Annotated in this window: 14 protein-coding genes; 1 reads left to right on the forward strand and 13 read right to left on the reverse strand. The window is 53.5% G+C overall.

The window, feature by feature from the left end:
* The 10 genes from mrdA to PXG97_RS10005 all read right to left on the reverse strand — a co-directional run bounded on the left by mrdA (position 1) and on the right by PXG97_RS10005 (position 9544).
* Positions 1-1830, reverse strand: a complete 1830-nt coding sequence (gene mrdA / locus PXG97_RS09960; protein ID WP_276497613.1) for a penicillin-binding protein 2 — start codon at positions 1828-1830, stop codon at positions 1-3.
* Positions 1827-2360, reverse strand: coding sequence for a hypothetical protein (locus PXG97_RS09965; RefSeq protein WP_276497614.1), 534 nt, complete (start codon positions 2358-2360; stop codon positions 1827-1829). The genes mrdA and PXG97_RS09965 overlap by 4 nt, the downstream gene beginning before the upstream one ends.
* A complete protein-coding gene (gene mreC, locus PXG97_RS09970; RefSeq protein WP_276497615.1) occupies positions 2350-3216 on the reverse strand; it encodes a rod shape-determining protein MreC in 867 nt (288 codons plus the stop codon). The genes PXG97_RS09965 and mreC overlap by 11 nt, the downstream gene beginning before the upstream one ends.
* A gap of 9 nt (positions 3217-3225) precedes the next feature.
* Complete coding sequence (locus PXG97_RS09975) at positions 3226-4251, reverse strand: rod shape-determining protein (RefSeq protein WP_266050418.1); 1026 nt, start codon at positions 4249-4251, stop codon at positions 3226-3228.
* 287 nt (positions 4252-4538) lie between these two features.
* Positions 4539-6062: a bifunctional phosphoribosylaminoimidazolecarboxamide formyltransferase/IMP cyclohydrolase gene (purH, locus tag PXG97_RS09980; RefSeq protein ID WP_276497616.1), complete on the reverse strand. Its 1524-nt coding sequence runs from the start codon at positions 6060-6062 to the stop codon at positions 4539-4541.
* A 38-nt stretch (positions 6063-6100) separates the two neighbouring features.
* The gene (gene purN / locus PXG97_RS09985; RefSeq protein WP_276497617.1) at positions 6101-6688 is read right to left on the reverse strand and encodes a phosphoribosylglycinamide formyltransferase; all 588 of its coding nucleotides are present in this window, start codon (positions 6686-6688) and stop codon (positions 6101-6103) included.
* 579 nt (positions 6689-7267) lie between these two features.
* Positions 7268-7651 (reverse strand): SRPBCC domain-containing protein, encoded by a 384-nt coding sequence (locus PXG97_RS09990; RefSeq protein ID WP_276497618.1) that lies wholly within the window; start codon positions 7649-7651, stop codon positions 7268-7270.
* A gap of 12 nt (positions 7652-7663) precedes the next feature.
* A complete protein-coding gene (locus PXG97_RS09995; RefSeq protein ID WP_276497619.1) occupies positions 7664-8488 on the reverse strand; it encodes a Cof-type HAD-IIB family hydrolase in 825 nt (274 codons plus the stop codon).
* Between the two features lie 83 nt (positions 8489-8571).
* Positions 8572-9072 (reverse strand): PaaI family thioesterase, encoded by a 501-nt coding sequence (locus PXG97_RS10000; RefSeq protein WP_276497620.1) that lies wholly within the window; start codon positions 9070-9072, stop codon positions 8572-8574.
* A 40-nt stretch (positions 9073-9112) separates the two neighbouring features.
* Positions 9113-9544, reverse strand: coding sequence for a Fur family transcriptional regulator (locus PXG97_RS10005; protein WP_276497621.1), 432 nt, complete (start codon positions 9542-9544; stop codon positions 9113-9115).
* A gap of 208 nt (positions 9545-9752) precedes the next feature.
* Between PXG97_RS10005 and PXG97_RS10010 the strand changes: the two genes are divergently transcribed.
* Positions 9753-10487, forward strand: a complete 735-nt coding sequence (locus PXG97_RS10010; protein ID WP_276497622.1) for a T9SS type A sorting domain-containing protein — start codon at positions 9753-9755, stop codon at positions 10485-10487.
* A 58-nt stretch (positions 10488-10545) separates the two neighbouring features.
* Here the strand turns inward: PXG97_RS10010 and PXG97_RS10015 are convergent, their stop codons facing one another.
* The 3 genes from PXG97_RS10015 to PXG97_RS10025 all read right to left on the reverse strand — a co-directional run bounded on the left by PXG97_RS10015 (position 10546) and on the right by PXG97_RS10025 (position 12319).
* Entirely contained in the window at positions 10546-11388 is an 843-nt protein-coding gene (locus PXG97_RS10015) for a geranylgeranylglycerol-phosphate geranylgeranyltransferase (protein ID WP_276497623.1), read from the reverse strand.
* Between the two features lie 118 nt (positions 11389-11506).
* A complete protein-coding gene (locus tag PXG97_RS10020) occupies positions 11507-11701 on the reverse strand; it encodes a cold-shock protein (RefSeq protein WP_276497624.1) in 195 nt (64 codons plus the stop codon).
* Positions 11702-11821: 120 nt separating this feature from the next.
* On the reverse strand, positions 11822-12319 hold the full coding sequence (locus PXG97_RS10025; protein WP_276497625.1) for a KdsC family phosphatase: 498 nt from the start codon (positions 12317-12319) through the stop codon (positions 11822-11824).
* Between the last annotated feature and the right edge of the window lie 32 nt (positions 12320-12351).

Here is a 12351-nt window from a genome sequence, read left to right on the forward strand (position 1 = left end):
TTACTTCGATCTAATGTTCAGGTACTCACGGCTCAGCACCCATTTCTCCTGCTCTTTAATCGTCACCGTGTCCGTCAGGTACTTCTCAATCATCAGGCCGGCAATTGGAGCAGCCGACTGGCCTCCCCATTTGCCGTGCTCCACGTAAACTGCAATAGCAATTTTAGGGTTGTCCTTGGGGGCGAAGGCCACGAACACCGCGTGGTCTGCGCCCTGTGGGTTCTGGGCTGTACCGGTTTTGCCGCACACCTCTATGCCTACCTTTTGTAAGTTGGCGCGGCGCCCTGTACCGGCACGCACCACCTCCGCCATGCCTGCTATGATCGGCTCGAAGTGCTGCGGGCTCACCGAAGAATGATGTTTCTCCTGGTACTCCCTCAGCGGCTTGCCGTTGTCGCCCACCGAGCGGATGATGTGTGGTGTAACGTAAAACCCTCTGTTGGCAATAACAGCCATGAAATTAGCCATCTGCAGCGGCGTTACGCCCAGCTCTCCCTGGCCTATACTGAGGGAGTAAATGGTGGAGTACTTCCAGCGGTTCTTGCCGTACACGCGGTCGTAGAGGTCGGTTGAGGCAACAATGCCTTTTTTCTCGCCGGGTATGTCGATGCCCAGCTGCTGGCCGAAGCCAAAGGTGAGTACCTGTTCCCGCCACTCCTTCAGACCGATCGCAGTGTCTGTAAAGGTGTTTTTAGACTTGCCCTGGTTGATGAGGGCCTTGTAGGCCTGGTAAAACCAAGGGTTGCAGGAGTGCTGTACCGCACCATACAAGTTAAGCGGAGAAGGGTGGGCGTGGCAGTTCACCAACGCCTTGTTGCACGCAAACGTGGTATTCGGGGTAATGACTCCCTCCTCCAGGGCAATTAAGGCCTGGGTAAGCTTAAAGATAGAACCCGGTGGGTTCTGGTCGGCCATGATGGGGCGGTTGAACATGGTCTTGTTCGAGTCCTGCAGCAGCTCCATATAGTTCTTGCCGTAGTCTTTGCCGGTAAACAGGTTGGGGTCGTAGAACGGGGCCGATACATAGGCCAGCACCTCGCCAGTGGCAGGCTCAATGGCCACGATACTTCCCTTGGCGCCATTCATCAGGTACTCCCCGTAAGCCTGCAGGTCCAGGTCGATGGTGCTTACCAAATTCTCCCCAGCCACAGCCAGGGTATCGAAGGCACCGTCGCGGAAGGAGCCTTTCTCCACGCCGCGCACGTTCACCATTTTATACTTCACGCCGCGCTGGCCCATCAGGTACTTCTCGTACTCCAGCTCTATGCCGGCCTTGCCAATGTAGTCGCCGGGGCGGTAGCCGCGGTAGGTGCTGTCCTCCAGCTGTCGCGGGCTAATCTCGGCAATGTAGCCGAGGGCGTGCGCCAGGCTCTGGTGCGGGTAGCCACGGGCCGTGCGGGCGTTAATGTAGAAGCCCGGAAAGTCTATGAGGTTGTTCTGGATATAGGCGAACTCCTGTGTGCTGAGTTTTTGGTAGAAGGGGGAAGGCTGCACGTAGGAGAAGGAGCGGGCCTTCTTCAGGCGCTCGCGCACGTCCTCCAGTGGCAGCTTTACCAACTCGGCCAGGCGCAGGGTATCTAGGTTCTTCACGTCCTTCGGCACCACCATCAGGTCATAGACTGGCGTGTTCTGCACCAGCAGTTTGCCGTTGCGGTCGTAGATCAGGCCCCGGAAAGGGTACTGGACGATGGGCTTGATGGCGTTGGTCTCGGCAGCCTGCTTGTAGCTGCTGTCTACCACCTGAATATAGAAAAGCCTGATGGCGAACATGATCCCCACCAGCAGGAAGATACCCTGAATGACGTATTTTCTGTTTTCTAAGTAATTCATCGGTAATCTATTCGCTCTCGCTTAGGTGAGAAGAACAGAAGTTGTAAGATAACCACAACGATACCCGTAAAGAGTGTGCTGAGCAGCGTCTTCGCCAACGTGTACAGTGCCGTCTGGAAATTAATGGTCTCCAGGAAGAACACCGCCGTATGGTGAAACAGGATCAGCGTGAAGGCATAGGTCAGAAACCAGCTTGTGCCCATCACATGGATATTTATCGTATCGCTGCTGTCGTAACCATCGCGTGGTGTGAGAAGGTTCAAAACGTGCGGCCTCAAAAAAGCCAGCAGCACACTGGCAGCGGCATGTATGCCCATGGTGTCGTAGAAGACATCCACCGTGAAACCAACTATAAATCCGAGGAAGAGCAACCATACCCTGTTGATAGTCAAGGGTAAGTATAGCAGAAAGGCAACGTAAATAAAGCAGAAGCCCATGCTGTAGAGCACCAGGTTATCCATGAGCAGCACCTGCAGCGCCACAAACAAAAAAAACTGGGCGATATGGTTCAAGCCAAAGCTATTGTTCATCTGGTATGATGCCTGTGTTTTGTTCCAAGCTGTCGCGTTCTTGCTTGTAGGTGTTCTTGACTACGTACACGTAAGAGAGCTGCGCAAAATCCACGCTCAGCTGGACGCCAATCGTATAAAAGCTCTTGTCCGGCTCCTGCTCGATCGAACTGATGGTGCCCACCATGATGCCCTCCGGGAAAACGGTGTTGAAGCCGCTCGTTACCACCGTATCGCCCTCCTCGGGCTTCACGTGCAGCGGGATATAGTCGAGCAGGGCGGTACGGTAATCGCCTCCCTGCCACTTGATGGTCCCAAAGGTGTTATCCTTCTTGAGCTTGGCCGAGATCAGCATCTGCGAGTGCAGCAGCGAGGTAACCGTAGCGTAATGCTCTGACACGGTTTTAACGCGGCCCACTACGCCATCCGGTGACACCACCCCCATGCCTGGCTGCACCCCGTCTGCGGTGCCTTTCGCTATGGTCAGGTAATTGTTCATGCGGCGCACCGAGTTGTTGATGACGCGGCCGGCCTGCAGCTGGTATGGGTATGCCAGGCTGCTGTCGGTAGCGGCAAAGTAAGTGGTGTCCAGCGTGGCGGTGCTGTCTTTCAAGGCGGCCAAACGGTACTGCATCAACTCCTGGCGCAGGGTCGCGTTCTCGCTGGCCAGCGTCTGGTTGATGCCCGTTAGGCGGAAGTAGTCGGTAACGCCACTCTGAAACTCCAGTACCTGCCCCACATACCTGTTTGCCGAGTTAAAAAAAGCCGCACCCTGGTACGTGTTGTAGCGCACGATCAGGAACACGCACAGCGCCTCCAGCAGCAGGAACACGAGGAACGCACGGAACCGGTAAATAAATGCAAATAGATTCCGCATGCGGCCCTGTTAGGTTAGCAGGACATTCTTGAACCCATCTATGTTTTTGATGGCGGCACCCGTGCCACGCACTACCGCTCTCAATGGGTCCTCGGCGATGTGGATCGGGAGCTTTGTCTTGGCAGCCAGGCGCTTGTCGAAGCCCCGCAGCAGGGCGCCACCGCCCGTCAGGTGGATACCGTTGTCGTAGATATCGGCTGAGAGCTCCGGCGGCGCGATTTCCAGCGCCTTCAGTACCGCCTCCTCAATTTTAGACACCGACTTGTCCAGCGCAATGGCGATCTCCTGGTACGTTACCTTGATCACCTTCGGGATACCCGTCATCAGGTCGCGGCCACGGATCTCGTAGTCTGCCGGTGGGTTTTCCAGCTCTGTGAGCGCGGCACCTACCTCAATCTTGATCTTCTCGGCAGAGCGCTCGCCAATCAGCAGGTTGTGCTGGCGGCGCATGTAATCCAGAATGTCTTTCGTGAACACGTCACCGGCGATGCGGATAGACTGGTCGCACACGATGCCGGAAAGGGCCACCACGGCAATCTCCGTCGTGCCACCCCCGATATCCACGATCATAGAGCCGATCGGCTGCTCCACGTCAATGCCGATACCTATGGCCGCGGCCATAGGCTCCTGTATCATCCATACTTCTTTGGCGCCAGCGTGCTGTGCCGAGTCGCGCACGGCACGTTTCTCTACCTCGGTGATGCCCGATGGGATGCAGATAACCATGCGGTGCGAGGGCTGAAACAAGCGGCGGCCCGTGTCGATCATCTTGATCATGCCGCGAATCATCTCCTCGGCAGCGTGGAAGTCGGCGATCACCCCATCCTTTAGCGGACGGATGGTTTTGATGTTCTCGTGCGTCTTCTCGTGCATCTGCATGGCATTGCGGCCAATGGCTAGCACGCGGCCCGTCGTGCGGTCCACGGCGATGATAGAAGGCTCGTCTACTACAATTTTGTCGTTATGAATGATCAGGGTATTGGCGGTACCCAAGTCAATGGCTATATCGCTGGTTAAGAAGTTAAATAGTCCCATGGTGAAGTATGAAAGGCATGACGTTGCCTGTTATATTTTCAATATACAATATTTCTAGTCAAAAACTTGCGGCAAAATTAGTGAAATTCAGTGGAATTAATAATGCAAGTTGTCTTCTGTTAGCCGAATAAACATTTATTTGTTCCGGAAATCTGCTCCAAACACAACGGATTGCTTAGCTAACGCGGCTGATGCGCTAAAATTGAGCTTTACTTAGAAAACATAAAAATCCCCGGCCTCTCAGGAAACCGGGGATTTTTATGAAAAGTAATATTAAGCTTAAGCGATTAATGCTTAAAGTGGCGCACGCCTGTCATCACCATGGCCATGTTGTGGGCGTCGCAGTAATCGATGGAATCTTGGTCTTTGATGGAGCCTCCTGGCTGTACCACTGCCTTGATGCCTGCCTTGTCGGCGATCTCCACGCAGTCTGGGAACGGGAAGAAGGCATCAGAGGCCATCACAGTCTTGCTCACGTCGAACCCGAAGCTGTTAGCTTTCTCGATGGCCTGGCGCAGGGCATCCACGCGGGAAGTCTGGCCTACGCCGCTCGAGAACATCATTTTATCCGTAGCCAGCACAATGGTGTTGGACTTGGTGTGCTTGCATACTTTAGCCGCAAACACCAGCGCCTTTTTCTCCTCGGCGGTTGGCTGGCGTTTGGTGGCGGTTTTAAAGTCTGCCTCTGTCTCAGTGGCTAAATCCTTGTCCTGCTCAATCACCCCGTTCAGTAGAGTCTTGAACAGCTTGGTAGGTAGCTCCACCGGCTTCTGCTTCAGCAGGATGCGGTTTTTCTTCGTCTTCAGCAGCTCCAGCGCGTCTGTATCGAACTCCGGCGCGATCAGCACCTCGAAGAACAGCTTGTTCAGTTCCTCGGCCACGGCCATGTCGATGGTACGATTGGCGATGATTACGCCGCCAAAAGCAGACACCGGGTCAGAAGACAGGGCATTCAGGTAGGCCTCCTTCATGGTGTCGCCGGTGGCGCAACCGCAGGCGTTCGTATGCTTCAGGATAGCCACTACCGGCTCCTCGAACTCAGCGGCCAGGGCCACGGCAGCGTCCACGTCCACCAAGTTATTGTAAGAAAGCTGCTTGCCGTTCAGCTGCTCAAACAGGTCCTCCAGCTTGCCGTAGAAAGTGCCTTTCTGGTGCGGGTTTTCGCCGTAGCGCAGCGGCATGCTGTGCTGCACGCTCTGCTTAAACGCCTGAATCTCCTCACCGGCATTCATGTAGTTGAAGATATGGGTATCGTAGTGCGACGACACGTTGAAGGCCTTGGCGGCAAAGCGCTTGCGGTCTTCTAATTCTGTAGAACCGTTTTTCTCCCGCAGCAGCTCCACCACCTCATCGTACTGCTCACGCGAAGACACGATCAGCACGTCCTTGAAGTTCTTGGCCGCCGCACGGATCAGGGAGATACCGCCGATGTCGATCTTCTCGATCACGTCTGCTTCTGACGCGCCGGAAGCAACAGTTTCCTCAAATGGGTAGAGGTCCACCACCACCAGGTCGATGGGCGGGATTTCATACTTCTCGCGCTCCGACAGGTCGCTCTGGTTGTCGCGGCGGTGCAGGATGCCCCCGAACACCTTGGGGTGCAGGGTCTTTACGCGCCCCCCGAAGATAGAGGGGTAGTCGGTCAGGTCTTCCACGGCGACTACCTGAGCGCCTTGCTCCTCCAGAAATGTTTGCGTGCCTCCAGTGGAGTAAATAGTGACGCCGTGTTGCTTCAACAGCTCCACCAGCGGCTCCAGGCGGTCTTTATAGTACACTGATATCAGCGCGGATTTAATTTTAACGGGTTGCATGGGCATGAAGGTATTGGGTTGATGGTTGATTTCTATCGTTAATTCTGTTCTAGCAGCAGCCTCTCTACCACTTCGGGCAGGTGCTTGTGCTCCAGCTGGAGTACACGGGCGGCCAGTTCTTCGGGCGTATCGGTGGGTTGTACCGGGCAGCGCTCCTGAAGTATAAACTCGCCTTTATCATACTCTTCGTTTATGTAGTGTATCGTAATGCCTGATTCCGGCTCCTGCGCCTGGATAACGGCCGCATGCACATGGCTGCCATGCATGCCTTTGCCGCCATACTTGGGCAGCAGGGCAGGGTGTATGTTGATGATGCGGTTAGGGAAGGCGCGCAGCAGGTTCTGCGGCACCAGCCACAGGAAGCCGGCCAGCACGATCAGGTCGGGCTTAAACTCCTGCACCTGCTCCAACACCTGATCGGTGTTATAAAACGCATCGCGGGTAAACAAAAAAGCCGGGACGCGGAAGGTCTCGGCTCGTTGTAGGGCATACGCTTTCGGGTTGTTAGAGAACAGGGCGGCCACACGTATGGCAGGGTGGTGCTCGAAATGCTCCAGCAGGCGCTGCGCATTGCTCCCCGACCCCGAAGCGAAAATGACTATGTTTTTCTTGTCCTTAGGTTCCAAAATATGGGATTGCGTTGAAGCTGCAAATATAGCGGGTTTGGCGGGAGATGTAAATGGATAAGTATAAAATCATGGTTTATACTTTGTTTCTGCGGCAAGCGTCTGCTTGTGCCTCTTCTTAGCCGCTGCTTTCTGCAGTTGGAACCAAGCTATCCGCTAGCGCGAGCTTGAAGCTCGTGCTCTCCCTATTGCTACTGCTTTCTTCAGCTTGAGGCAAACTATCCTTTCTAGCTGCTGTTCATCCTCCAGACTCACTTACCTATCGTTGCATCTCCTGCTTTCTGCTCTCAAGCCCGAGAGGGCTCGTCCTCGGGCATCGCGCCTTCTACATTTCCTTTGCTCCTAACGTCGCAATGCCTCACTGGCGTTCGGCACCGGAAATCTAGAAGGCGCTCAACCCAAAGACTGGGTTCTAGTTCAATAGCCACGGCCTTTGCTATGGGGCAAGTATAGCTCCCCTCCTTGGACTACCGAGAACATGAATTCGAAGGTAGCGAGCGTAGCTCTGAGGGGTTAGGGGTGGTTGGGCCCTGTACTAGCTCCCTCTCCTGTTTTGAACCTTCTGACGTATAAACCTGCTTACTCCCCCTCGTAAAAATCAATCAGAGCGGCGAAGTAGGCATCGTCCCAGCCTTCGGTGATGTCTTCGTAGGCTTCGTCAGGAATGTTGGTGTGGCGCAGCTCAGCGGAGGTGCCATACTTGTGCGGGTGCAGTTTGATGGTCACGATAGATGGCTCCTCCTGCTCGCCGAAATACCACTGTTGCACCAGCTTCTTGCCTTCTTCAAACTCAAGGTTTTTGCCCGTTATGCTGCCTTCCCACAGTGAGAACTCCGACCCCGGCTCGGTAGACATCTCCGCAGGTTCGCCTGTCCAAAGCTGCAACGTGTAAGGGTTGGTCAGGGCCACGTATACTTCCTCGGGCTCTGCAGGTATGATGTAGTATTTCTTGTATTCTTTCATCTGTTTTATACTTTATGTCCAGTGCTTCTCTATGGCCACGGCCACGCCATCCTCTGTGCTTTTCAGGGTAACCTCGTTAGCCACGGCTTTGACTTCTTCGCGGGCGTTGGCCACGGCAATGCCCAGGCCTACTTCCTGCAGCATATGGATGTCGTTGTAGTTGTCGCCGAAGGCCATTACCTCCTGCATGCCAATACCGAACCGTGCCTTCAGCAGCAGCTCCAACGCAGTAGCCTTAGAGATAGCGCGCGGGGCAATCTCCAGGTACGTGTCCTTTGAGTGGTAGGCATGCACCTGGTCTGCATAGTTGCTGTGCAGCTCCTGCTGCAGCGCATCAATCTCATCGGCAGGGCCCATGCACATCACTTTGTGCGCGCCTGTTTCAGCTTGCTGCCACCTCTGCAGTATCGGTGCCAGCTCCGCTACCTGAGGCGATACTTTCGTGATGCGCTGCTCCCGCTGTGCCCAGTAGTCGAGGGTGGGGGCATACCAGTTGTCCTGCTCGTACAGGCTCACGTGTATAGCCGTATTTGCGGTAAAATCATGGATTATCTGGCAAAGGGCGGGTTGTATCTGTACCGAGTCCAGCTGCAGCGGCTCAGTTTTTCCGTCCTCAAAATAAAGAACATAGCCCCCATTAAAGCATATGAGCGGGTGGTGCAGGATGCCCAGCTCCTCTTGCAGGTGGCGCATGGCGCTCGGCATACGCGAGGAAGCCAATATCATGGGTACGTCTTTATCCAGACTGCGGAAGGTATCGATAGTACGCTGCGATAACTGGCGCTCGCTGTTCAGCAAGGTGCCGTCGATATCGGTGCATATGGCTCTGAATTTCATGGCTAGTGCTATGGTTTGGGCGCAAGTTACGAGTATAGCCAGCCAAAAGCGAATAGCAGCCGCGGGTTTAGCTGTCGCTGTGCCTATACTTGCAGCTTTGCCTTCAAAGACCAGGTAAAGCGAAAAGCGGCTACCTGATCCCCTGCCTCGTCTACGCCTATACTTGTAGCGACTACCGTCACACCCTCGCCAGTGGCTTTTGTTTGTTCGGCGGCCTGCTGGAACTGGTGCCCATCGTGGCAGGTAAACGTAATCTTACCTACTGCTTTTTTGGTGAAGTTTGCCTCCATGTGCACCACCAGCATCGACACGGCTGGCCTGGAGTTGTACACATGCATCATGCAGAGCACCCCGGTAGACAGCTCGGCGGCCATGCTCAGGCAGGCGAAATAAATGGAGTTGAAGGGGTTTTTGTTGACGTACTTGTAGGGGATGGTAACAGCAGCCTGATCCGGGGTAAGAGCAGCGATGCGGAGGCCGGCCAGGTATGCCATGGGCAGCTTGGAGAGCAGGAACAGCCGAAACTTAAGCGGTGAGGCAAGCAGTTTACGGAACGTTGCGGCGGTGTTTGGCTGGTGCTTCATGGGGTGGGGTTATAGACTTTGTACAGGTGTTGCGCAACGCCTAAATGCTGCTGTCCTGGCTGCAGCCTTTACACACGCCCTCTGCCGAAAAGTGCAGGCGGTCGGCGGTGTAGCCGTTAGGCAGCGTCAGGCGCGGAATGCCTACCTCGTTCAGGCAGAAGGTCTGCCCACATGTGTTGCAGTTGAAGTGAATGTGGTTCTCCTGGTGCTTGTCCTGCGAACAGGTATCGTCTTTACAGATGGCAAATTTTACCGCACCGCTCACATCGTTTATACTATGTATCAGCCCCTTTTCCTCAAAAGAGTACAGGGTGCGGTAAATGGTCACGCGGTCATAGGTATGCCCAAGCACCTTCTCCAGGTCAGCGTGTGAGAGTGCAAAGTCGTGCTCCAGGAACTGGTGTAGAACCTCTAGCCGGCATCCCGTTTTGCGTAAACCATAACCTTCCAGCAGCGCTTGTGCTTTGTCCATTTTAGTTATTGTACCCACTCCTAAAGATGTCAAATTTACTCAGTTACCTTGATAAGGCAATAAACGGACAAAAAGCATAAAGGATATATAGTAAAAAAAGTATCAAAAAAATGGAGCAAAAGCAACCGGCTGCCGTATGTATGCTAATAATTACTGCTTACACGCATATTATCATACCTCATATCAAAATTTTAAAGTTTTATCGCAAATGAAAAAAGCTCTACATGTTGTTGCTACTGTTTTGGCCTTTGTCCTGGCAACAGGCGTTAGCATAGCACAAACTCAGGAACCTACTGTTGACGGAACCCTTGACACCTATTCATCGCTTGCCGTTAACCAAGATATTCCGTGGCAGGCTCATATAAAAGGCTTTGACCGCCAGGGAGACAAAGTGAATTTGGAGATAAAGCTGCACAAACCGACTCAGAGCGAGAGCTTTACGCTTTTATACAACACTAACCGCCAAGCAGCTACCGAAGAGGAGGCAAATTATGTAGAGGTGAACTTCGATAACGGCGTGGCCACTGTTGGCGCTGAGGGAGGAGAGGAGCTGCCCGCCTCTTATAAGGAGTACTTCAAGATCAACTTTTCCCAGCCTGGTATCTATGTTTATGACCTGATCCTGCGCCGCGAAGACGGCAACCCGCTCGTTTCTGTAACCGAGACGATTACAGTAGGCACGGTGGCCGGCATCGATGACATGATCGGGGACACGCGTGTGGCAGTTTACCCAACTGTTTCGCAGGGCGCTGTGAAGCTAAGCCTGGGCAACATACGCAATGCCAACGTGGCCGTGGTAGACATGCTGGGCCGCAAGGTGATGGAGTTCCGCAACGCAAACGGCACGGTGGAGATAAACACGCAGAATTATGCCCGTGGAACCTATTTCGTAAAGGTAATGGCAGAGAATGACGTTGCCTCCAGCCGCCTGATCGTAAAGTAGACTCTTTACTTATTGGTTACTTAAAAAGCCTGAGGTTGCCGCCTCGGGCTTTTTTGCTTTATAGCAACAGCATGGAGAGGATGCCGGTGAGCATGATGAGCTTGTTCAGGTTACTGAGGGAGGCAAAGTCGCGCTTGCGGTCGGCGCGCGCAAGTTTCACCACCAGCCATATACTTGGCGCCAGCACCAGTGCCCCCATATAGAAATCAAATACAAGCCCTGAGGCAGGATGAAGTATAACTATGACTACAAAAGCCTGAAATATGGCCAGGAGCGGGTACAGTACCAGCTTGGCGCCGCGCATGCCGACCACAATGGGTAAGGTGCGGCAGTCAAAGGAGGCGTCGCCCTTCATGTCCTCTATGTCTTTGATAATCTCCCGGATAAGCGAGATGAGGAAGGCAAAAAAAGCATAGCCTAGCGTGATGCGGTTTAACTCATCGGCATACACCGCCACCACCAGTAACATGGATGCCGACAGCAGCGCAATCACCACATTGCCGACGAGCAGCATCTTTTTGAGCCTGGCCGAGTAACCCCACAGCAGCAACACCGCCCCCAGGTTGATGAGTGCCACAGGTATGGAAAGCAGCAGGCCCAGGAGCACACCCACGCCTGACAGGATAAGGTGGGCGAACATAGCCCTGCGCCTGCGAATGCGCCGCCCCACCAGCAACCGCTCCGGTTTGTTGATGGCATCGATTTTTACATCATAATAATCGTTGATGATGTAGCCGGCAGCGGCAATGCAGACGGTGGAGAGCACCAGTAGCCAGAAAAAACTCTCCTGCAGCCGTTGCCACTCCACCCCCGGCGCCAGCAGGCAAGCCTGCACCAGTACCTGGCTAAGCACAATCATCACCAGGTTGCGGGCACGAATCAGCGTCAGGATATACTTCACGTCGGTAAAGGGTGGAGGGTTAGTTAGTTTCTGTAAAAATACCTACGGGAGAGTTAGCGGACAATAAAAAAAGCCCCTGCAGTAGGGGCTTTTCCTGTGCGTGTAAAGTATGTTTGAACTAGTACTTCTTCACGTTTACAGCATTGATTCCTTTTTTGCCTTCTACTGTGTCAAACTCAACACGGTCGTTCTGCTGGATCTGCAGACCGTTCAAGCCAGTCACATGTACAAAGAAATCCTCATTTGTCTCGTCCTCAGTGATAAAGCCGAAACCTTTTGACTCAATAAAGAACTTTACTTTTCCTGTCTTCATAAAAATTGAACTGTTGATGGTAATTAAACTGATGGTAAACTAAAAATTATTTTCTATATATGCAATAATGTATTAAATAAAATCTTCAATTTATTTGCAGAAAAGTATAACGCTTCTGAATCACCAAGTGTCTTGTGCCTTCATGATGGTTTCTATCAACTCCCGTACGGCGCCCTTGCCGCCTTTTTTAGTGGAAACAAAGGTAGATAAGGCACGAATATCATCGGCGGCGTCAGCAGGGCAGGCACGCAGGCCGCAGCGCTGCATCACCTCAAAGTCAGGCATGTCGTCGCCCATGTAGGCCACGGTGGCAGGGTTTATCCCTTGCATGTACAGGTAGTCTTCCAGCGCCTCTACTTTATCGTCTATCCCCAGAAAGATATCCTCTATGCCCAGTTGCTCCAGGCGGCGGCGCACACCCGGCTCGTTTTTGCCGGAGATGATGGCCACCCTAAACCCCTGGCTGATGGCGTGCTTGATAGCAAAGCCGTCTTTGATGTTGAAGGCACGCACCTGCTCCCCGTCGGCAAAGCAGTAAAGCAGGCCATCGGTAAGCACACCATCCACATCAAAGATGAAGGTGTTGATACGGGTAAGATCTGTTTGGGTGATAGACATAGTATAGGCTGTGAAGAAACAGTATATGGTGG

The organism is Pontibacter litorisediminis (genome assembly GCF_029360645.1).
In the GTDB taxonomy this organism is placed as follows: Bacteria; Bacteroidota; Bacteroidia; order Cytophagales; family Hymenobacteraceae; genus Pontibacter; species Pontibacter litorisediminis.

Coding starts and splice junctions, on each gene's coding strand:
- PXG97_RS10005 (WP_276497621.1), bottom strand. CDS start 9,544: ATGGACAAAGCACAAGCGCTGCTGGAAGGTTATGGTTTACGCAAAACG.
- mreC (WP_276497615.1), bottom strand. CDS start 3,216: ATGCGGAATCTATTTGCATTTATTTACCGGTTCCGTGCGTTCCTCGTG.
- PXG97_RS09995 (WP_276497619.1), bottom strand. CDS start 8,488: ATGAAATTCAGAGCCATATGCACCGATATCGACGGCACCTTGCTGAAC.
- PXG97_RS10010 (WP_276497622.1), top strand. CDS start 9,753: ATGAAAAAAGCTCTACATGTTGTTGCTACTGTTTTGGCCTTTGTCCTG.
- PXG97_RS10000 (WP_276497620.1), bottom strand. CDS start 9,072: ATGAAGCACCAGCCAAACACCGCCGCAACGTTCCGTAAACTGCTTGCC.
- PXG97_RS09975 (WP_266050418.1), bottom strand. CDS start 4,251: ATGGGACTATTTAACTTCTTAACCAGCGATATAGCCATTGACTTGGGT.
- purH (WP_276497616.1), bottom strand. CDS start 6,062: ATGCAACCCGTTAAAATTAAATCCGCGCTGATATCAGTGTACTATAAA.
- PXG97_RS09990 (WP_276497618.1), bottom strand. CDS start 7,651: ATGAAAGAATACAAGAAATACTACATCATACCTGCAGAGCCCGAGGAA.
- PXG97_RS09965 (WP_276497614.1), bottom strand. CDS start 2,360: ATGAACAATAGCTTTGGCTTGAACCATATCGCCCAGTTTTTTTTGTTT.
- mrdA (WP_276497613.1), bottom strand. CDS start 1,830: ATGAATTACTTAGAAAACAGAAAATACGTCATTCAGGGTATCTTCCTG.
- PXG97_RS10025 (WP_276497625.1), bottom strand. CDS start 12,319: ATGTCTATCACCCAAACAGATCTTACCCGTATCAACACCTTCATCTTT.
- PXG97_RS10020 (WP_276497624.1), bottom strand. CDS start 11,701: ATGAAGACAGGAAAAGTAAAGTTCTTTATTGAGTCAAAAGGTTTCGGC.